At 37.9% G+C, this 21,194-nt stretch carries 17 protein-coding genes; all 17 read right to left on the minus strand.

The window, feature by feature from the left end; translation table 11 throughout:
- On the minus strand, positions 1-912 hold the full coding sequence (locus LZF95_RS11365) for an alpha-1,2-fucosyltransferase (RefSeq protein ID WP_262912237.1): 912 nt from the start codon (positions 910-912) through the stop codon (positions 1-3).
- 27 nt (positions 913-939) lie between these two features.
- Positions 940-2,745 carry an ABC transporter ATP-binding protein gene (locus tag LZF95_RS11370; RefSeq protein WP_233755117.1) on the minus strand — a complete coding sequence of 602 codons (1,806 nt, stop codon included), beginning with the start codon at positions 2,743-2,745 and terminating at the stop codon, positions 940-942.
- 17 nt (positions 2,746-2,762) lie between these two features.
- A complete protein-coding gene (locus tag LZF95_RS11375) occupies positions 2,763-3,782 on the minus strand; it encodes a glycosyltransferase (RefSeq protein WP_233755118.1) in 1,020 nt (339 codons plus the stop codon).
- A 52-nt stretch (positions 3,783-3,834) separates the two neighbouring features.
- On the minus strand, positions 3,835-5,130 hold the full coding sequence (locus tag LZF95_RS11380; protein ID WP_233755119.1) for a phenylacetate--CoA ligase family protein: 1,296 nt from the start codon (positions 5,128-5,130) through the stop codon (positions 3,835-3,837).
- The gene (locus tag LZF95_RS11385) at positions 5,127-6,035 is read right to left on the minus strand and encodes an NAD(P)-dependent oxidoreductase (RefSeq protein ID WP_233755120.1); all 909 of its coding nucleotides are present in this window, start codon (positions 6,033-6,035) and stop codon (positions 5,127-5,129) included. The genes LZF95_RS11380 and LZF95_RS11385 overlap by 4 nt, the downstream gene beginning before the upstream one ends.
- Positions 6,032-7,303, minus strand: coding sequence for a glycosyltransferase family 4 protein (locus LZF95_RS11390; protein ID WP_245405112.1), 1,272 nt, complete (start codon positions 7,301-7,303; stop codon positions 6,032-6,034). The genes LZF95_RS11385 and LZF95_RS11390 overlap by 4 nt, the downstream gene beginning before the upstream one ends.
- Positions 7,266-8,723, minus strand: coding sequence for an O-antigen ligase (locus LZF95_RS11395; protein WP_233755122.1), 1,458 nt, complete (start codon positions 8,721-8,723; stop codon positions 7,266-7,268). Before LZF95_RS11395 ends, LZF95_RS11390 begins: the two co-directional genes overlap by 38 nt.
- The gene (locus LZF95_RS11400; protein WP_233755123.1) at positions 8,724-9,803 is read right to left on the minus strand and encodes a glycosyltransferase; all 1,080 of its coding nucleotides are present in this window, start codon (positions 9,801-9,803) and stop codon (positions 8,724-8,726) included.
- The gene (locus LZF95_RS27685) at positions 9,800-10,930 is read right to left on the minus strand and encodes a glycosyltransferase (RefSeq protein WP_233755124.1); all 1,131 of its coding nucleotides are present in this window, start codon (positions 10,928-10,930) and stop codon (positions 9,800-9,802) included. Before LZF95_RS27685 ends, LZF95_RS11400 begins: the two co-directional genes overlap by 4 nt.
- 12 nt (positions 10,931-10,942) lie before the next feature.
- Positions 10,943-11,962: a glycosyltransferase family 2 protein gene (locus tag LZF95_RS11410; RefSeq protein ID WP_233755125.1), complete on the minus strand. Its 1,020-nt coding sequence runs from the start codon at positions 11,960-11,962 to the stop codon at positions 10,943-10,945.
- Positions 11,955-13,334 (minus strand): glycosyltransferase family A protein, encoded by a 1,380-nt coding sequence (locus LZF95_RS11415; protein ID WP_233755126.1) that lies wholly within the window; start codon positions 13,332-13,334, stop codon positions 11,955-11,957. The genes LZF95_RS11410 and LZF95_RS11415 overlap by 8 nt, the downstream gene beginning before the upstream one ends.
- Positions 13,335-13,519: 185 nt before the next feature.
- On the minus strand, positions 13,520-14,671 hold the full coding sequence (locus tag LZF95_RS11420; protein WP_233755127.1) for a glycosyltransferase family 4 protein: 1,152 nt from the start codon (positions 14,669-14,671) through the stop codon (positions 13,520-13,522).
- Between the two features lie 2 nt (positions 14,672-14,673).
- The gene (locus LZF95_RS11425) at positions 14,674-16,068 is read right to left on the minus strand and encodes a hypothetical protein (protein WP_233755128.1); all 1,395 of its coding nucleotides are present in this window, start codon (positions 16,066-16,068) and stop codon (positions 14,674-14,676) included.
- Between the two features lie 10 nt (positions 16,069-16,078).
- The gene (locus LZF95_RS11430; RefSeq protein WP_233755129.1) at positions 16,079-17,158 is read right to left on the minus strand and encodes a glycosyltransferase; all 1,080 of its coding nucleotides are present in this window, start codon (positions 17,156-17,158) and stop codon (positions 16,079-16,081) included.
- Complete coding sequence (locus tag LZF95_RS11435) at positions 17,151-18,083, minus strand: D-isomer specific 2-hydroxyacid dehydrogenase family protein (RefSeq protein ID WP_233755130.1); 933 nt, start codon at positions 18,081-18,083, stop codon at positions 17,151-17,153. The genes LZF95_RS11430 and LZF95_RS11435 overlap by 8 nt, the downstream gene beginning before the upstream one ends.
- Positions 18,083-18,787 (minus strand): acylneuraminate cytidylyltransferase family protein, encoded by a 705-nt coding sequence (locus tag LZF95_RS11440; RefSeq protein WP_233755131.1) that lies wholly within the window; start codon positions 18,785-18,787, stop codon positions 18,083-18,085. Before LZF95_RS11440 ends, LZF95_RS11435 begins: the two co-directional genes overlap by 1 nt.
- A gap of 25 nt (positions 18,788-18,812) precedes the next feature.
- Positions 18,813-21,188, minus strand: a complete 2,376-nt coding sequence (locus tag LZF95_RS11445; RefSeq protein ID WP_233755132.1) for a tyrosine-protein kinase — start codon at positions 21,186-21,188, stop codon at positions 18,813-18,815.
- Positions 21,189-21,194 lie beyond the last annotated feature (6 nt).

Here is a 21,194-nt window from a genome sequence, read left to right on the forward strand (position 1 = left end):
TTAAATCGGAAGTTTTATCCATTCATTTGGAATTCGATCCTCTTGGGGTAATGAATCTTTCACAAACCAAGGGGTGGGGGCTATCACTATTTTATCGAGATAATTCCCTATCCATGCTGCCCACCAGCTGAAAGAGCTGTTTGCCACAATGAAATGTTTGCAGACTGACATTAAACGAAAATCTTCGTAATCACTTTTACCTAAATTATGTGTAATGAAGGTATGCGGATAATCTATTTTCAAACGGTCTCTTACCCAAACTGGATCATCAGTAAAGATAAAAAACTGTGGCGATTGAACCCTCTCTGCAATTAACGCAATGGCATTTTGATAATAATCTAGCGAACAAGTTCCAAAATTTTTCAAAAAGTACTCCTCACTTACATAATCCCCCCTTCTAATGTGAATAGCAATGGATTCACACTTTGGGATCAATTCATTTAATGATTGATTTTCTCTGTCCCGAGGTACTTCTTTTAATTTGAACTCCTCTACTAACTCACATTTGATCTTCTCAAAATACTTGAAGGATTGCCAATAGCCAAGAAGTAAAACATTCCCTATTGCATCTTGGAGCAGCTCTGGATGATAGCCCGTTTCTGGGTCATGCACCAATGTAAGAAGCTTATTGGATTTGAGCCGTTTTCTTAGCCATTTCCCTATATTGAACTTTTGGATAAATAGCATCCGTACCAAGAGGGTGTTTAGTTTACCAGTATAGGGACTTTGAATGTTAAATAATCCTAGATGATTATGCCTCCTAGAATCATTTGGGGAATCCATTCTGGCCAATACTTCAAACTGAAACCCATACTTTTTTGCCAAAGCTTTGCAAGAGGCGTACTGGTAAAACTGATTTCCTAAGCCACCTTCGAGCTTAACGAAAAGTTTACCTTTAGACGGGGTTTTCAATATATTATAGTTTGTTCCACTAAAAACTTAATTAACACCTTGTAATTGGACCATTCTTTTAAAATTAGGTTCTAATTTTAATAAAGTCTCAAAATTACCCATAGCAACTTTTTCTCCCTTGTTCAGGAAGATAATATTATCAGCATTCTTCACTGTAGAAAGTCTGTGGGCAATGACTATAATGGTATAATGTCCCTTCAACTGTTCAAGATTCACCTGGATCTCCTTCTCTGTCTCCGAATCCAAGGCAGAAGTAGCCTCATCGAGAATAAGAATATCTATCTCTTTATACAATTCCCTTGCTATGGAAATCCTCTGTTTTTGACCTCCGCTGAGATTCAAACCATTATTACCTAGCATTTCGAACTCTTTATCTTCCAGTGTATTGATAAAGGAATAAATCGCAGCCCGTTCACAAGCCGACCTAAACTTTTCAAGATTTTTTGGAGTTGGATAATCCCAAAATGTCACATTGTTGAAGACTGTATCATTGAAAATTACAGGGTCTTGACTGATATAGCCAATTCTTTTCTGGTATGCCGCTATTTGCAGTTCATTGACAGGCACACCATCTATTAACACCTGACCATCATCTGAAGGAATAAGTCCAGCTATCATATTTACTATAGAAGTCTTGCCAGACCCACTCTCTCCTACTATGGCTACTTCTGAGGATTTGGGAATCTCAAAACTTATTTCCTTCACCACTCTAGTCTTGCCATAGAAAAGGGATACGTTTCGCAGTTCGATTCGATCCTCCAAACGTTCAAATTTCACCTTCCCCAACTTTTCTTGATTATTTTTTAGTTCTTGGGTAAACTCCGTCATATTGTCCAATGAACCTGATACCTGCAGGAAATTATTCCAAGATGCTTGTGCCTGCATCAGAGATGTAAGTGCTCGGTAAAAAAACAATAAACTGATTAAAATCCCTTCTAATGGTGTGTTCAAAAAAGTAGTCTGAACTAATATAACTGTACACACAACCGAGATGATAATAGGTTCACGGGTAGCGAAGATAATATTACCATATTTTGCAATCTGATTATTGGTGTTTTCTACCTCTACCGACTGTTTTTTTACACGGTTGGTGTAAAATCTCAATCCTCCTGAGGCTTTAAGGTATTTGAAATTTGACACAGCTTGGAGCATAAGTCCTTGTAAGTAATGCCCTCCACGTGTTAGTTTTTTGGAAGATTTTTCGGTTCGGGCATAGATCCTTTTAAAAAGCAAATTAGAAACGAAGCCCCCTAAACTGACCAATACTGCAAATTGCCAATCGACTAAAAATGCAAATCCCATATAAACCAAAACAAGTATCCCATTTTGAAAGGACATGAAATAAGTAGAGTATGAATTACCTACCCTGTCTATTTCAGTTGTATATGAATTTTGAATTTTCCCCTGATCAGTGGTTAGAAAGTATTTATATTTTAATCCAGCTAGTAAGTCTAAATTTTCTACTCTGATTTTCCTGACAAAGAAGTGATTGACTGCTATTTTGTAATAACCATTCAAAAATGCAAAACCACCCTTTACAATAAAGAAAAAGCAAATTATACCTAAGGCAATAGGAATAGTCAATTCTACACCAAGTTTGCTCAAGCCATCAACTAAAAAAACCAGTTTACCCATGTTGCCATCCTCTGAAGAGGGGTTCCCACCGTCTGCTATCTCTAGCAATGGAAGAAACATCGCCAATCCAAATCCATCTAAAATCCCCACAAATAAGCTAAAGCCTATCACAAAGAATATCCTATGCCGAAGATGTCCAAAGAAATAGTAAAAATTGGAAAGATATTTTTCAGTAATTTTTTTAAAGGTTACTTTCATTATTCCTGCTATTACCTTTATAGGTCGGCCAAATCATTTAAAATCAATTCCATCTTTCTCTTGGGGTGAAGAAATTGCTGATAATAAGCACAATTTTCTTTTTGCATTTTCTTCCTTAATGATGGGGTATTGACTAGTAAATCTACTGCCTCCAGACATTCTTCCACAGATTCAAATTTCAGGTAATTCTGGGTTTCAAGGAGCTCTCCATGCAAAAGGTACTCATCAATCGGTGTAGTTATTATCGCCATTCCATGAGCGATGTACTCTGGAAATTTCCAGCCAATGCTCCCTTCCAGTCCAAAGTTTGCTATACCTATGAGTGCACCCTTCAAGTTATCCAGATAGGCCTTTTTATTTGACATCGCTTTGCTTATCAAAAGATCAGGGCAAATAATCTGCGATAGGCTACTTTTTTCTACCCCACCTTTGAATAAGGGTCCGTATATCTCCTTCAAACGCCTTATTATGGCAATTCTCTGAAGATTGATTTTTTTTCTTTCTTCTTTTTTCCAAGCTATCTCATTATTCATGGGGTTCCAAAGCCGGGTGCCAAAGATAATATCCCCATCTTCATTTGGTGCACCTTCCATGTTTTCCAATTGAACATTATAGATCGCATCGTTGATGTCCAATAGCTTGGATAAAAAGGGATTATATTTGATGGAATACCCTAGTAACGATGGATTCCTTGTCCATATCCCTCTAAGATTGGAATTTGGCACCATCACTGAATAGTTCAAACCAAAAGGAATAACTTTTTCATACTTTTTCCTGTCTACTTTCAACAACATTCTTTTCACATAAGCATCACACTGTTGGTAAATATCCTGATCAATCACACTATCATCAGCCATATCAAAAATCACCTGCTTCCCTTGATACTCCATCCGCATTTTATTATTGGGTAATTCCCCAACTGCCAACTTATAATCCAATTCCAGGCGTCCTTCTATTTTCAAAAGCTCTAAGCCAGTAAATATCTGGCTTGCATGGGCCATAGTGGAATTAAAATAAACAGTGATTCTAGGTTTCAAGAATAAAGATGGATTTATAGCAAGGAAACTAAGTGGGCTTTGATTATTGTTGTTAAAGCAAGTGAGAAATAAAATCTCTTAATTTGCCCTCGTTTGCCCGAAAATCATGATTTTCTATAATCTCTAGATCTATATCAGAAAAATACTGAGATGATTCGGCTCTGATTAGTAAGTTTAACTGCTCAGTTACGCTCTCTTTTACCCAGATCTGCAATTTCCCTTTTTCGAACTGATGAGCTTGAAAATCGATTTTTCTCCTCTTATTGAAATAGATATTTTTAAAGATATAATATAATGTTAAGCTGGGGTAGTTTTTACTTAAACCATATATCTTGCTTCCTATTCTACCAGTGACCTCTTCTATCACTGGGTGATTCAGCCCACATGGACATTTGAAATTAGAATCTGCAAATTTTACTTGATCTCCCAGTTTATACCTGATTATCGGAAAAGATCTTGACTTCATATTTGTCACCAAAATCCCCCCTGAGTCTGGATCTGTTTCGGTATAAAGACCTTCCACTGTAATATGCATATTCCCTTTAGGACACTCAAATGCTATGATGCTGCATTCCGTAGCTCCATATTCACTACTGATCTTACGCCCAAATACTTTCTTGGCAACTTCCTGATAATGAGGCATTATTTTCTCCGAAGTCCCTTTGACTAATTTAAGCTCCTTGAAATCAATCCCGTTTTGCTCGTTAACTTGAGCTAGTTCATAAATCATAGAGCTGTAGCCTTCTATCGCTTTTACTTTGGACAGCTTATGCCCTACCGATGCCATAGTTTTTGGGTCATAATCGAATATGCGAAATCGATTCACTAAAAAATCCATTACACTCAGCTTAATTCTCTTATACTTGTCCGAATTGTACCCCCAAAAATAAAGGCTGAAATCCCAAGGATTAACACCATACCAACTAATTCCTCGCCAGATGGCTGCACGATTAAAAGAATCCCAAAGCTCGTCTCTATGGAATGTAAGAATCTCACCAGAAGTACCTGAAGTTTCAACGTAAAATGTCTTTTCCTTCATTGCTACTGGTGTATGAATGGCTGTGTTAAAGTCTATTAAATCTCTTTTGCTAACAGGAGGTACTTTCTCAAAATTCTCCAAACTCCAGTTTTCATTTGGGTCGAAGCCAGCCTTTTCAAAATGCTTCCTGTAGAATGTGCTGTTTTGATAAGCGAACCTAACAAAGGTCTTCAAATCCTCCAATTGCTGATCTAGTAACTGGGTTTTGGATTTTCCTTCAGAGTTTTTCAATTCCAAGAACTGCCGATACATACTTGGATTTCTCTTTTTCGAGCCTATCCAGAATATTTTCTCATGAAGCCAACTCATAGTTTTTCAAACTCATCTCTTATTGCGTCCAAAACTCCCCTAGGCTTCCAACCTAACGTCTTTCTTGCAAAATCGTCATTAAAAGTGAGCGTTGAAGTCATTTTAGAATAGCCATAAGAATTAAAAGGGATTACGGGAAGATAATCCCCAGCTCTCGCAGCTACTTTCAATAGGATTTCAGGTAGAGCCTTCACTGGCTTACCCAAGCAGACTGCAATTACTGTATCCAATTCTGCCAAACTTGGATGGTGGCCATCGGTAAGGTTAAAAGTCCCCGATTGCTTTTCGAGTGTAGTGAGGAGTTCAGCTACGTCGCTTGCCATGACCATGGATTTTTTCGCTAACCCCTTACCAGGTCGCACATATCTACCATTTTTCAGTCCTTCTATCATGGCTCTTAGGTTTCCCTTTGGGTTTCTTATACCAATCACCAAAGGTAACCTGAGTATGACTACAGGAACTTGATTCTGTACCCCCCAATCCCTAACGTTTATTTCTGCCTCACTTTTGGATAGTGCATAGGGTGTTTCTCCTTTCAAAGGAAGATTTTCTTTAATATCAATTCCCTGATCCACCCCATATACTGAAACTGAGCTTATGTAGATTAGCCTTTCTGGCAGTGTGGCCAATGACTGTAGGCTAGCCAATAAATTTTGTGTACCTCTTACATTAACTTGGAAAAATTCTTCGGCTTCTGATTTGGTCTTTGGAATAGCATGTGCTTTACCTGCATTATGAATCACAGTACTTACTTCTGGTAATTCAAATATGCCACTGCCCAAATCAGCAACTATATCATTAGATTTACTTTTTCCTAATTTTAAAACTTTACTCTGCTGTCCAAAGGCTTCAGCTATATAACTACCCAGAAATCCATTGGCGCCTGTTATCAGTGCGGATTTCATCCTATGATTTCTTGGATTTGTTTAATATACTTTTCAGCTAGTACATCTCTGCTGAACTTCGTCTGAGCCAATTTCTTTGCATTTTCACCTTTAATCTTTGAGATTTCGGGCTTCTCCACAGCTTCCTTTATCGCTACTGCAAAAGATTCCGGTGATCCAGGATCCACATTCCAGCCAACATTATGCTTTCCAATCAATTCTTTAATCCAACCTCCTGTAGACTGAATGATTGGAACACCTGCCGCAAATGAATCAAACATTTTATTCGGTGAGCTGGTATGCAGAACCGGAAAATCCATGAAAGTGACAAAAGTTGCCTGAGCAAGTTTTAACCATTTGACTACTTCTGTTTTCGGAATAAGGCCTAGAAAAATCACATCTTCGTTCAAGCCCATTTTCTTAACCATTTCTTCCAGCTTTTCTCTTTCCTTGCCATCGCCTATAAAAGCCATTTTAAATTGAACTCCAAGCTGTTTGGCTTGAGATAAGCCCTTAACGATCTGACTACAATCATCCATTAGCCCAAGGGAACCTATATATAAAAACAAGGGAAAACCCCACAAATTATTTGGCAAAAGATCTGGAATTATTCCTTCCTGGGAAAAAAGTTTCACATCAGATGAATTGGGAATTATCAAAGTTTGTGTCTCTGGCGAAACTTTTCTCACACCGGCTTCTATCCCCTCTGAGCAAACAACCACGCAATGAGCATTTTTGTAGCAAAAACTTTCAAACCATAGTGAAAATTTTATCACTAAAGGATTGGTGATTTTCCCTAATTCAATTCCTCCGCGCGGCCACAGATCCCTTACCTCAAAGATCATTGGCTTTTTCCTGAAAATCTTCGAAGCTAAAGCCGGTATTCCTATAGTAATAGGTCCTGAGCTACCCAAAACAAGATCATGGGGTAATGTCAATGCATAATAAATTGAGCATAAAGCAAATACAAGTGCATTAAAGGCTCGTTTTAAAATTCCGCTTTTATTAGAGTCAGGAGCATCTATAACAATTAGCTTTATTCCTTCCACCTCCTTCTTAGAGATAAACCCACTGGCTTTTATATCAGATTTATAATAAGGTGAGGTTACGATTGTTACATCATACCCAGCATTCACCCAGCGCTTAGCAAATTCGTAGAATCTAGTACTCCACCCTCCTGCCGGAGTACCAAAATACTGATAGAATATCAAAATATGGGAAGACCTGGTCTTTGAAGATTTCAATGTTTTCTTAAATCTGGCCAGCAAGAAACGATGGCTGTTTTTCATTTGAGGATTGTGTCGTCTTCTTGATTTTTTTGGGTGGACTATCAACGATCGTCACCATGGAAAGACATACCAATAATGGTGACAAAAAGGTTCTAGTGGCAGCGTGAAAGGATGTAAATATGGCCAAAACAAAGAAACTCATTTGGACTGCCTTATTTATTCCATCTGCTTTGGAATCACGGATTTTAAAAAACATATAAAGAAATAGCAGGACTATAAATATCCCAAAAATTCCATGCTCAGCTATAAGCCTAGATAGCTCCACATGAGTAATCTCATATTTGGTCATTTGTCTTAAGTATTTGGACGAAGCTCCTCCTGATCCGAATATTGGATATTCAAAAAAAACCGACATATCTTCTGAAAACAACAACCATCTTGCCGAAGTGAATTTATTGAAATCAACCTCATGTTTCCCAGTCATAGTACCAGCGGTCTGTCCTTGATATCGCAAAGCAAGATTACCACCGGTAATAATATTTCCAGCAATAAAAAAAAGAACTAGCCCTATAATTGTAGGTAAAATGTACTTCTTGGGATTGGAGATTTGCATAGACTTCAATTGGGCCGGACCTAACTTCATCAAAAAATAGATAAGTGTAATAATCCCTAATCCTGCTCCTACCATACCTCCCCTGGAAAAGGTAAGAAAGCCTTGAAGCGTAAAAGCAGAAAAGAATGCTATGTCTAATAGTCTTTTGGTAGTGATACGGTAATTCAATACGAACGCCACTGCAAATAGGAAACTTCCCAATCCGAGCACCGTAGAAACCTGATTGGAACCAAATCCACCTGTGGTATCAAAATTAGCAGAAAGCTCAAATTCTAACTTTGAATAATCCGGAGTCTTGAGAAAGACATATATCAAAACTGGAATAATCGGAAATGCCATAAGCCTAATCCAAGGAACAAATTTCCACTTGTTGACTTTTAAAACACTTAAAAAAATAATAGCAAATGCAATATTGAATACACCAAAAAGATTAAACACTATATCACTGGTTTTCACCAATCCACTCTTATCGATTAAAAGAGAGGGGATTAAGAGCAATAGCAAGATGAATCCTACATGAGAAACCTTGATACGATTTAAATTCAATGTAATGCCTACCAAGGAGATAAACATCATCAGGTATTTACTCGATTCGTAAGGAATAAAGGGAGAAGAACTAGACATTCTCCCAATAAGCTCGAAAGCGGAGAAATAGACCAGGGAATAAGCCAATACATAATTTCTCTCCTTACTATCAACCATTATAAATGCCCGGATAGTATCTAGCATAAGTAGGTAATACCAAGAAATAATAGGATAAGGAGCTACAGTAGCCACAGCCCCCAAAACCATATGAAACAAGGCCCACCCAAAACCATTCTGGAAGGTTAAAATAGATTTGAGGATATATTGGTTATTTCCAGACATTTATAGTTTAGCTACAAAATCCCTGTATTTTCTCAAAAACTGAGCAGCTCCATAGGAGTTTAAAATGTGCTCGTGGAAAGATTCCCCCATTTGAATAGCACCTCTATAATCGTCAATTAACTCTTTGATTTTTTGGACAAAGCCTTCCTGATCATCTGATTCTACAATTTTACCAAATTTACCTGCTTGCAATACCTGCTTACATAAACCCACATCGGTAGTAACCACAGGAAGTCCAGCAAGACCATACTCCAATAAGCTTACCGGAAGCCCTTCTGATCTACTAGAAAGTAATCCTATGTCAGCCTTTCCCAAAATCAATTCTACATCTTCTACTTCCCCAAGGACTTTAACCTGATCCTCAAGTCCATGTGCTGCAATAGCCCGATATACTTCTTTGGTATATTGCTGATCCAAAGTAATAGAACCTGCAAGCCATAATTCTACATCTATATAATATTTAGATCGTAAGACATGCAGTGCATCAATAGCCAGCAAATGATTTTTCTGAGGTCTAAAATTAGCCATTTGAAGTAGAATTACTGGGCTACCTAGTTCACTTTCCCGTTTCTCTACATATTTTAAATATGGGAAATTTTCAATCAAAATCACTCGTTTTGAAGAAACTTCAAGTTCCTCTACAGCCCAGGACCTCAAGCGATCATTGACCGAAACAATTCCGTCCACCCCTTTTATTGCAATACGCTCAGCCTTTCTATCACCAGGCTTAAGCTGATCACTGAGTCCATAATGATCATGCCAGATAAGTTTCACATTTTTTAATAACCCTTTAAGTAACACTCCCCAAAATAAAGATGTAGAATGTACATGAACTACCTCAGGACAAAACTCTTTTGCATATTTAAGAAGATTTGAGAAAGCCTTCCAATCCAAAGTACCTGATTTATTCAAACATTTCAATTGGGTCTTTTCATTGACACGCTTTCCCTGCATCCCGATTTCTCGAGATACAATCAGCATATTATCAATATCTGCTTCAGAAAAAATAGCTGCCATATTCACAGCCATTCTTTCCGCTCCACCACTTCTTAAAGTATCTATGAGCTGGAGTATTTTCAAATTATTTTTTGGATTTCAGTGTCGAAATAATCTAAAGTGTAGTGCCTTGACCATGTACTGGCATTTACACTTATCTCTCTGTATCTTTCAGGCGATGCAAGTAGTGAAGAAATCTTATCTGCAATTTGCTGTGGATTATTTCCCATCAAAAAACCACGTTCACCCTTTTCACCTACCATATTCTCCACACAGCTCACCCTACTGGTCAAAGGAACACAACCCCAAAACATAGCCTCTGCCACTACTTTTGGCCAACCTTCTGAACGGGAGATAAAAACAAGAAAATGGGATTTCTCTATGAGCTTCCGCACTTCGGAAGAGGGCACATTTCCAAGGATATTTACTTGTTCATCCAATACATTAGAAGTCACCATTTCCTCTAATATTCTTCTTTCTTTACCATCACCACACAATGTTGCTTGTACCTGTATTCCATTTTCATGGAGGATTTTCACTACCTCGATTATTGTCCCAGGAGACTTATGAGCCTCCAAAACTCCCACAAAAATCAAGTTAACACCATTTTCAAACCCTGGTTTGATTATAGGCTTCACCTGTTTTTGAGAATATGTTGCAGTGAAAAAAGGCTTGATGTTTCTGGTTTTATCTGGCCAGTCCCCATAGACCAATGCCTGCATGTTATGCGTAAAAAAAGTAGACTTCAGTATGGATTTCTGAATTCGGTAGGACAAAGGTTGCTTGGACTTTGGATCCCAATTTCCCGCATATTTTGCAGTCTTCTTTTTGAAAGGAAAAAACACTTGAGCAAAACAACCAATCAAGCCCATATTACCAGGGCATCTTATATGAATGTGAGTCGCCTTACTCATTTCCACTATCATAAAACAAAAAGCTTTAATACCCCAGTAAATAGACTGACCTACTTTACTAAAAGAGTGGAAATATAACTCTTGAGTGGTCCTGAAAAGCAAGGGATCCTTTTCATAAGCCACATCGATCCTTGAGGGAAGGGCGTCATGAACTATGGGGGCGATCAAAACATAATTGTCTATATGTTGAAGCCAGATATTCATTTCACGAACATAAGGTCCGTACGCAAATAGCCTACCGCCCACTTTTACATGTGGAACATGGGAAATTATAAGAAACCTTTTGGTTCTATTCACAGCTTTTCCTTATTAACTTTGGCTTGGTGTAGGCTTATTTATCCAGAGGCTAAACCATCCTACTATCCTCCCAAAATATTCTTGCAAAGCTTCCATTCGCTTGGGGCCAGTCAGCACATTGGTTCCTCTGATCAAGGTCAATAATGCTGTCGTAGCATGAAACTTTAACTTAGCTTTCATACCTGGAGATGGGTATTTTAACCGCCAAACATAATATCCATTTCTGACAACCATTTTACCGTATTTGTAAGTATTTGGCCTACCAGAAGGATGATGAAAATGGGATAACTGAACCCCGGTATGCATCACATTTTTGCCGTATTTCAATGCCCGAATACAATAATCTGCATCTTCATATAATCCATACCCATCAAAAAACAAAGAGAATTTTAGCTGATCGGTAATGGATTTTCTAAAGGAAAAAGACATCCCCACCAATAGATCTACATCATAATACTTCCCTGTGATAGGATATCCGGATGCCCTTACATGAGAAAAATCTGGCATGCAAAATGGAGGGAGAGGAGAGTCTAGGCCAATTAATTTTCTGATTTTAGTTCTTGAAGTCTCTTGAATAAAATACCCGTCTATTTCATAGGTGCTGAAGCCTAGTTTGGTAGATGATGTGGTTTTTTTCCAAGCATTTTCATTAATAGCCACTCCACCCACTCCACCTACCTCGGGATTTTCTCTGAATACTTGTTCCAAGTTGCGGAAATACTTTGGTTCTAAAACAGTGTCATCATCTACAAATGCCACTATATGCGATTCAGCAGAGACTTTGCTAATACCAAAATTTCTCTGACGGGTCAATCCACGTGACGCAACTGGTACATTAAAATAATTTACCTCATGTGGGAAGCACTCCCTCACCATCACTCCGGTGTCTTCATCCTCAGACCCATCTATTACTAGCACTTCAAAAGGTGACAGAACTTGATTTTGCACTGAATTCAGCAAGTTTCGGAGAGATTGGGCTCTCTGGTAGGTACAGATTACAAGACTGATATTCAACAAATCAGGATTATTCATTTGTCTTGATTAACTGCAATTGACCACTTTGTAACTTCTTAGCAAACTGAAGACTTAGATCCCAATCTTTATTAAACTTGGAAAGAAAGGCATAGGGATTTTTCTTACCCATCTTCAAGAGAAAATTGATGAAAATCATCAGTTTATTCCCTAGAAACTGCTTCTCAGAAAAATGCTTGTACCAAAACAACATTACAGTAGGTGATGGTTTCAGTCTTTTATCTTCAGTATTCCAAGGAAACGTCACAGGTTCTCTAAAACCTCCAACTGGTGCTTTTAAATGTAAAATGGTGGGGTTTGGCAAATACACAACATCATGGCCTAGATTTCTTATTTGGGCACCAAAATCAGAATCCTCCGCATAGCCAAATTCATAAGCAAGGTCAAATCTGACAGAATCAAGAATATGCTTTTTCACCATACTACATCCAGCCCCGAATATCCTAGTTTGGTGAATTTGCTCATGGGTCTCTTTCTGGTCTTTTTGCAGACAACTGACAGTAGCAGCTTCTAATCGCATACTGAGCAACTGACTGAGCACCTGTTTAAAAAAATCAGGTTGAATGCGAATATCATCATCTGCTAAAAACACCCATTCTGACTCGATATATCCTAAGCCTTCATTTCTGGCATAGCAAGCCCCACTTCTTCTAGAAAAAATATGTTTAATTTCAAAAGGCCAGTCCTTCTCTGTCAAAAAGGCCATTTGACACCCAGCGTTCATCTCCTTTTCTTGCTCTACGATAATGATCTTAGTAGGTACAATACTCTGGGATTTAAGATCATTCAGAAATTGTTCCACATACTCCTCTCTACCCAGTGAAGGAATTAGTACATCAATTTTAATATCTGAAGCTATTTGATATATAGGAGCAGGTCGCCTTTTCTGATTGAGTTTATAACTATTACCAGATTTCCTTTTGGCATATGCTCGTACTAAATCGGCAAGCATCCATTTTTTCTCAAAATGAATTTTTGCAATAAAAAAGAAGTACACCCATTTTGCTGCTACTTCACTCCATATAAATCTGAAAACTTCAGGAAATTCCAAAATTGGCTCTTCAACCTTTGGTGCATTAGGTTTGAGCAAGCTGGGATCCTGATAACATAATAACCCATAGGGCTGAAGTCGTTTAGCAATTGCATTTAAAAAATAATCCTCATGTTCTATGTTGACAATTTCCAATTCTTTGAATAGACTTCCAAATGCAACACCTACTGTGGAAGACATCTTCCAAGTAGGGTATTTCACTCCCTTCTGAACCTTAATAGATGTGGAGTAATCAATATAATCAAGATCAAAGTCAAAAGGATCTCCTTCAAGGCGATAGGAAACCATTTCTAAGTGATGATGAATGATTTCAGGAATCACGTTTAAATTAAGCCATTCTTTTAACTCTAATCGGCACCATATCAATTTAGCTTCTGGATACGAGTCACCTATTTCTAATAACCCTTCTACTAATTTCTTCCCGACCCAATTCTCGAAATTTATGGACTCATTTAGAACCTCTGATTCAACCTGCCGGATAACTCCTTGCTTATGATATATTAGTATCAAGCCTTAACTAGCTCTTGGTAAAACGCCTTATTTTTTCTTGCTGTGATCAGAGCATCAAATTCAGTTTCAATAATGCTCCGTGCTTTTTTGCCAAGTGAAATGGCCAATTCTCTGTCTGAAAGAATATCAACAGCTACTCTTGCAAATTCTTTGCAATCCAAAGGGTCAAGTCTATATCCATTCTCACCATTATTAATGATCTCAGCGGACCAATCCTCATTACTGGTGATCACTGCTTTTCCCATTGCCATAGCCTCTAAAGTCACCATTCCGGTAGTTTCAGCCTTAGAAGGGAAAACACATAGGTTTGATTTCTTCAAGTGAAACGATATTTCCGAATAATCTATTTTACCAAGGTAAGTTACCCTATTTATAACCTCAGGGGAAAACTCTTTTTCGAGTAAGCTCCATGTAGATTCAGAACCCGAAAACACATCAGGTGAATCATTCCCAATGAAAAAAAAACTGACTTCAGGATTTAATCTCAGTATCTCTTCAAAAATAGAAGGAAGTGTAAAGACTCCCTTTTTACGGATAATAGTACCTATACAGCAAATGGTGAATGGCTCAAATTTCTCCCAATCAGGCCCATTAAAAACTGCCAAATCAATTCCTAGGTTTATTATCTTATTTTTTTGATTTTCACTTAGCTTGAAAATTTTTCTGGTTGTTTGTAAAGTAAATGCATTCGGGGCAATCAAAGCGTCCGCCTGGCGCAGTGCAAATTTTTCCAAACACCTGTTTTTGAGTTTCTGCTTTCTGTTTTCCAGATAGCAAAAGAAACCGTCACTGCCATGAAGTCTCATCACAACAGGGCAGGAAAAAGACATCAAAGCTGAAATCCCTGTCCAGTCAGGAACTTCAATTAAGTCAATTTTCTCCGTGGTGATGTAGTATTGTACATATTTATTGATTCTACGCCTATTTTCCAACCAAGGCATAGTCCCAGTAGAAATATTTTGAAGTAGGTGAATGGTGATATTCCCCTCCTCTATATAATCAAAACGCCTCTGATTATATACAAAAATAGAGACCGTACAATCCAGCAGCACCAAGGATTCGATTAAATTCTTCAGACTAGTACCAATCCCTGCAGAATACTGGACTTGAGGGTGAGGGTATTCGGGAGTCAAGAACCCTATATGCATACTTAGGAAATGATTTTGTCAAAACCCTGAAAAAACCGCTCACTGCTTTGCTCAATAGGATGAACGTTTATTTTTTCAAACCATGATTTTGTTAGGTCTTTTTGCACCGCAGTACCGTCCAGTTCCTGTAAAATTACTTTTTTGAAATCCTCTTTTTCATTAATCCAACCCACACTTTCTTTGGAAGGCATTGATTCAAAATGGATATATTTATAAACCTTCCGAATTGTCCATTCTTGGTTAATAGGATCGGCAACATCATAATTGAGGTAGTAGCAGGACTTATCGTGACTGTTGAAATCAAATACCATAGAAGATCCGACGTTGACCACCATCAAACTATGCTCGCATACATTGGAGAGCATATGAAGATCTTCTTTTTCGGGAAGAATAAAGTTCCAGTCTTTTCCCATTTTTTTCCATCTTGGTCTCATGGGGAAAATCACATCACTAAATTCTTTTTGAACCTGATCAAATCGATCCGAAAAATCAACTGGACATCTTCTGAATAAAATACCCAGATTTTTACCTTCCTGATTGAGTCCTCTTACCGCCTCGGCTAGATCTCTCAAATAAGCAGGATCATTGGGCGAAGTGACTACATCATCTCCTGAGAAACAAATGTATTCTTTGCTGGAATCCAGTCCTTGGCTCTCAAAAAAATCTTTTTTCGGCTGTATAAAATTTTTCTGTCTATGCCAGTCAAACTGGGTAGTACCTGTCACAAAAACCTGGTTCTCCTTGATGAATGGATGATAAAAGAGCAACTGTTCTTTCATATAATCACTCCAGACAAAGTAATAATCTGCCTCTACTACCAAGGTAGCTTTGGGTAGATTGTCCCAAGAGAAAATGAAAGTCACAGTAGGTATTCCTAAATCCTGAGCAGCCAGAATAGGTGCTAATGAAGTAATATGTCGCTGGCTGGAATTAAATACCAATGATGGACTACCTTCTTTCAATTGCCCCAAGCAACGCTGATAGTAATCTGTCCTCCTCTCTAAATCCTTAATTTTGTGTCTAAGTTTAATTATTCCCTTACCGGAACTGTACTTAGCTTCAAGAAGCTTAGAGAGCCACTCTTTTATTTGGCTTTTTATCCCCTTATACCTGAAGGGAAACCTGTAGGCATTGTAAACAGGATTATTCGTTTTATTAAAAAAATGACTTAGCTCTATTTCCTTAATAGATTTTTTATAAACATCCGCCATAGGATGATTTTTGGGATTGGAAATCTCCAGTTCTTTCAGGCCAAGTTCATCAAGCCTAAAAACCGTATTGTTCCAGTAGGTCAACTCGAACCCTCTATTTTTTGCATGGAGATCCAGTCCATTATAGGCAAAGTTCCTCACCCCTAGGCCATCAGAAATTAGAAACCAGATTTTCTTTTCACTCATATTTATTTACTCAAACAGCAATTTTCAGTTGCAACTTCTTTTCTGTGAGATCTACCTTAAAACTATACGCACGATGCCTATGGGCAAAAATAAGCTGTTCCGTTATCAACTCATTAATTTCTTGAAGCGTCATAAATGGTTCTGAATTTCCTTTTATTAAGGTTTTAAACTTGGTTTTTGCATTCCCATACTTTTCAGACTCTCGGATAATTACCTCTATGAATTTACCTGAAAACTGAAAAATAGAATGATAAAAAAAATGGACAATTTGAGAATGCACATTTTCCAGCTGAATGATCTTATCTGCATTTTTCTGGGGATCTATACTTTTGACTGTTCCCCAATGAGACTGACCCGATGGGATAGTCAGCTTTTCTGACTCATTGAAAAACACGTGTTTTTCATTTATTCTTTTCACATTAAATGCAAATGGCTGAGCTATCAAACTCTTCGACCTTTTCTGAATAACATGAGGATGCCAAAGGTGATAGATAGATGGAGATTTGAGAATTTGCTTTTGAAGCCCCAATCGCTTCAACCTATTCTTAAGGTCGGTATCTTCCCCTCCATATAGATGGAAAAACTCATCATACCCATGGACTGCAAAAAGATGCTCTTTACTAATCAACAGCATTCCATTATCGTCTGAGAGTTTAAAGCACTTAGCCTCAAAGGCAGTGGTGTTAGCCAATAATCTTTTAGAATCTTCTTGGTCTAAAAAATGCCAGTACCCGCCATAGTAAAACCTTGGGTCATACTCAGCCAAAACTGACTCTAGAGTAGAACTGGCAAAGAATAAATCTACATCTACTATGAATAGGATCTCGTAGGAGGCTTCTTTAATCCCTAAATTCAACGCAATGCTTCGGCTCCATAGTTTCCCGAAAACAGGCACCGAAATCAGTCTGACACATGAAAAATCCTTCAACAAGACTCTAAGCTCCTCTAGATGGGAGGGCGATGAGCCATAATCCACAAATATAACTTCAAAATCACTCCATGTTTGATGTGCAAGCGAATTCAAACTCACCTTTACCATTTCAAGACTTCTTTCTCTATATGGGTATAAAATACTGATAGGATTATTCATAAATCTGCTTCAGCAATTTTTCTACCACATACTCTTCAGTAGCATGCATACTCTCAAAGCAAGCACCTGCAATATGCGGAGTAATGATCACGGGAAAGCCATCCTGCGCACATTTCAATAAAGCCGAATTTACACGCTCTTCAGCCGAAAGCTCATCCCTTAGGACATCTGTGGCCACAGCTGATAAAAATCCAGACCTGACCAACTGTGCTACTGCATCTTCGTCCCAAACTCCACCTCTGGATGTATTTACTAATTTCACTCCACTATTCAGAAGGTTTAACCTCTCCGTATTTAACCAATTTTGATTAGCCTCAGTCATGGGAATATGCACACTCAAAATTTCTACCTGAGTGGCAAATTCTTCAAAATCTAAATGATTAATAATTCCTTCAGGAATAGCGACTTCTGAGGTATCAAAAATGTGGACTTCCATACCAAAAGCCTTGGCATAAATTGCTACTTGCTTACCTACTCTACCATAACCAAGTATCCCCAGCTTTTTCCCTTTCAAAGTGTTGCCGATAAATAAATCTCTGTCCCACCCCCCTTCAATCACATGCTTACCGGCCGGACTTAGGTTGCGAAGCATGGCCAACAACAAAGCCCAGGTATGCTCTGCTGTAGAAGAAATCGAAGACAAAAAATCATATTCACCGCGCAAAGAAATTAAGTGGATACCTTTTTTTTCAAAATATTCAATCTCCAAATGATCATGTCCTGTCGTTGGCGAAAGGACATATTTCACCTTGGGACAATAACACTCAATAAATGTTTGATTGATTTTATTACCTAATCGAACAAAAAGTACTTCAGCCTGAAGAAGCTTATCGTGATCTTCTCCATAACTAACATCTCCTAGGGACTGAAGACTAGCCAAAGCTTTCAGAGAAAACCTGTCAGGCTCTAGTAAATGCGTGTTCATTAGGATTCTAAGGAATTCCATTCCTCCGCCATAAATCTGGCAAGAAGTAAATCACGTGGGGTATCTATGGTCAAGCACCAATACGGATCCATCACATAACCCTTTTTAACCGGAGGCATTAAGCTATTGTGCTTATACAATGCGGAAGTTTTTACTGCATAAAAGCATCCATTTCTAGAATAAACTGGCGATAAATCCTGTCTCCTTAAAGTTTCAGCATCAGCGATCAATGGTTTTAAAAAATCGTTAGATTCCTTGTCGTACATTCTAGCAGGGTGAGACTCTGTGGATGGCACCACTGAAACTACTCCTTCTATAGCATCATCTTCAAATAAGCCGATCACCTCGTCTAACTGTGCTCCTTTCCAAAAGGGAGAGGTGGGCTGTAACAAAATCACCAGGTCAAATTCCTTCCCTTCTTTCTTAAGTACTTCTAACACATGAAATACCGTCTCAATAACTGGTGATTGGTCTTGAGCTATTTCATTGGGTCTAAGTATGTATTTTTGACCTAGGTTATCCAGATAAGAAGCAAGTTCTGTTGAGTCAGTTGACACGACTAGTTCTGTTATAAATTCACTCCTTTTTGCTTCAGTAATCGGATAAGCAACTAAAGGCTTCCCAGCTATTTCCTGAAGGTTCTTTTTGGGAATTCCCTTGGAACCTCCTCTTGCGGGAATTATTCCTAAGACCTTTTTTTTCAAATCTAATTTATTTCAGAAAAATGATTTATGACAAGAAAGTCTTCTTCTTATCATCGTCATAATATCCGTATCCATAACCATAGGTATAACCATACCCATAAGTCACCTTACTACCGTCCACACCATTAAACACAGCATAAATATTTTTAAGGTCCTTGCTAGATTTCATGCCATTCAGAGCCTCAACAAAATTACGCTGGCTGTAGTTCTGTCTGAATACAAAAAGCGTTAGATCAACATGGCTAAGTAGATCTAATGTTTCACTTACCAGCCCCACAGGTGGAGTATCTAGGATTACCACATCATATTCTTCTTTTATTTCCTTTATAAGTGTGTCAAACCTTTCTGTAAATAATAATTCTGCAGGATTTGGTGGTGTAGGGCCTGAGAGCAGAACATCCAAATTATCATAGCCAGAAGGGCTAATGACAGACCTCCAATCAGACTCTTGACCACTCAAAATCGTGGATAAGCCATTATTGTTCTTCAGATTAAAATCATCAAATATTTTTGGTTTTCTCATGTCACAGCCAACTAGCAATGTTCTCTTACCAGTAAGGCTATACACTGAAGCCAAGTTGATTGCACAAAACGTTTTGCCTTCTCCAGAAATAGTAGAAGTGATCATCAGAGTGATTTGCTGATCAGACGGAAGTACAAATTTCAGATTAGCGCGCAAAGATCTAAATCCTTCAGAAATTCCTGATTTACCCTGGTTCAAAACTACTAAGCTACTATTGGTTTTGTTCAAAAGAATGGTAGCAAGTAAAGGTACATTCAGTCTGCTTTCCAAAAATTTAACGTCTTCTATTTTAGTTCTTAAGGCTTCCTTTAAAAACACGAAAAGTACTGGTATTAAGAAGCCAAGAACAATGGCAGCAATAAAATTCCTCAATGGCTTTGGACTAACCTTACCTGACGGCGTAGCCGGTTCTATTATTTTGTTAACGGCTTTATTAGAAGCTTTTGTAATTGCTGCCTCAGCCCTTCGCTCCATCAAAAATGTATAGAGCTTTTCATTTCGAACAAACTGTCTCTCAATCCGCAATAGGCTCTGTTCTGTTTGTGGAAGTTCTCTAAAGTTTCCCTCTATCTGGCCTATCCGATTCTTTAGATCATTGATTAGAAGTTGTGAATTTAAATCTATATTATTAAGTAATTCCTGAATGGATTGATTAGCATCATTGATTTTTCTATTCACCTCCTGCACAGCAGGAGAAAGTTCCTTTTGAGTAGCTAATAAGCGGGATTTTTCCACTTGCATAGCCATCAGATTCTCGATCAAAGCCTGAAGAATAGGATCATCTATACCTATCCCTGAAGGAACTACCAAATTCCGATAATTCTCATTCACCAGATAGATTTTCAAGTTTGAATAATATTCCCGCTTAAATTCTTCTGTTCTGAGAGTTGCTTCCAATTCTGATAGCTGAGAATAAACCGCCGCCCCTTCAGTACTGATATCGTATATTTTATTTTGTGAACGAAAATTTTCTAACTGGGATTCAAAATACCGTAATGAATCTGCAACACCGGAAACCTGGTTGTCTATAAATGCAATGGTATTTGCATATACATAATTTTTATCATCCAGCTCCATCTTAAGGTAAGATTCCATTAACTGATCCAAATAGGTTTTCCCTAATAAAGTATTGGTCGTATTTAGGGACAGGTTCATTATTGTAGCTTGAGGGCTAACTTCAGCAACCTCTAAGTCGGATGCATAAGCCGAAGCCAGAGATTTAAGGTCCTTCAATGCAAATAATGTAGAGCCCGATTCTGCAACGTCAAGCTTTGTTATTTTTAACTTAAACTGTTCATTTTCTACCCATTCATTAAATGGGTATTCCAAGTCCTCAGGGAAGTTTGAAAGCGGAACTTTAGATCCGTCAGGTAAAAACTTGGTATAACCTTCCTCTTCAAAACTCAACCTAAATGACTCATTAGACTCCCAGGAAAGTTTTACTATACCATCTATAATCTGAGGTGATGTCCAATCTGCCTGAATTAAAATAGGTGAATTTTTATACAATCGTTCATTGATGAAAGTCCCTTCTTTGTAATACTCCACATCAAAATCCAACTCTTGTAAAGTTTGGTAAGCGACAGGTTTTGACTTCAAAATGATAATTTCATTTTGCATGCCAACATTTCCCACATCCATTATGGCTGGTTTTTCAAAAATCGCCAAGCCGCTCTCCTTATCTTTGATGAAGAATTTTGATTCTACTTTATACAGAGGGGTAGTAGTCTTTGTAATTAGATAGCCTACGCTAAAACAAACGACTATAGACACCAAGATCCATGGCCAAATCTGGACTATTTTTGGTATTAAAGATTTAATTTCAAAACCAGTTCCATTTTTTCCAGAAAAATCCTGGTCATCCCTTTCAAAACTCATAGGTCT

It is taken from the genome of Algoriphagus sp. AGSA1 (assembly GCF_021390545.1).
GTDB lineage: Bacteria > Bacteroidota > Bacteroidia > Cytophagales > Cyclobacteriaceae > Algoriphagus.

Coding starts and splice junctions, on each gene's coding strand:
- LZF95_RS11430 (WP_233755129.1), bottom strand. CDS start 17,158: ATGAATAATCCTATCAGTATTTTATACCCATATAGAGAAAGAAGTCTT.
- LZF95_RS11410 (WP_233755125.1), bottom strand. CDS start 11,962: ATGAATAATCCTGATTTGTTGAATATCAGTCTTGTAATCTGTACCTAC.
- LZF95_RS11395 (WP_233755122.1), bottom strand. CDS start 8,723: ATGTCTGGAAATAACCAATATATCCTCAAATCTATTTTAACCTTCCAG.
- LZF95_RS11385 (WP_233755120.1), bottom strand. CDS start 6,035: ATGAAATCCGCACTGATAACAGGCGCCAATGGATTTCTGGGTAGTTAT.
- LZF95_RS11370 (WP_233755117.1), bottom strand. CDS start 2,745: ATGAAAGTAACCTTTAAAAAAATTACTGAAAAATATCTTTCCAATTTT.
- LZF95_RS11390 (WP_245405112.1), bottom strand. CDS start 7,303: ATGAAAAACAGCCATCGTTTCTTGCTGGCCAGATTTAAGAAAACATTG.
- LZF95_RS11420 (WP_233755127.1), bottom strand. CDS start 14,671: ATGCATATAGGGTTCTTGACTCCCGAATACCCTCACCCTCAAGTCCAG.
- LZF95_RS11435 (WP_233755130.1), bottom strand. CDS start 18,083: ATGAACACGCATTTACTAGAGCCTGACAGGTTTTCTCTGAAAGCTTTG.
- LZF95_RS11445 (WP_233755132.1), bottom strand. CDS start 21,188: ATGAGTTTTGAAAGGGATGACCAGGATTTTTCTGGAAAAAATGGAACT.
- LZF95_RS11425 (WP_233755128.1), bottom strand. CDS start 16,068: ATGAGTGAAAAGAAAATCTGGTTTCTAATTTCTGATGGCCTAGGGGTG.
- LZF95_RS11380 (WP_233755119.1), bottom strand. CDS start 5,130: ATGAGTTGGCTTCATGAGAAAATATTCTGGATAGGCTCGAAAAAGAGA.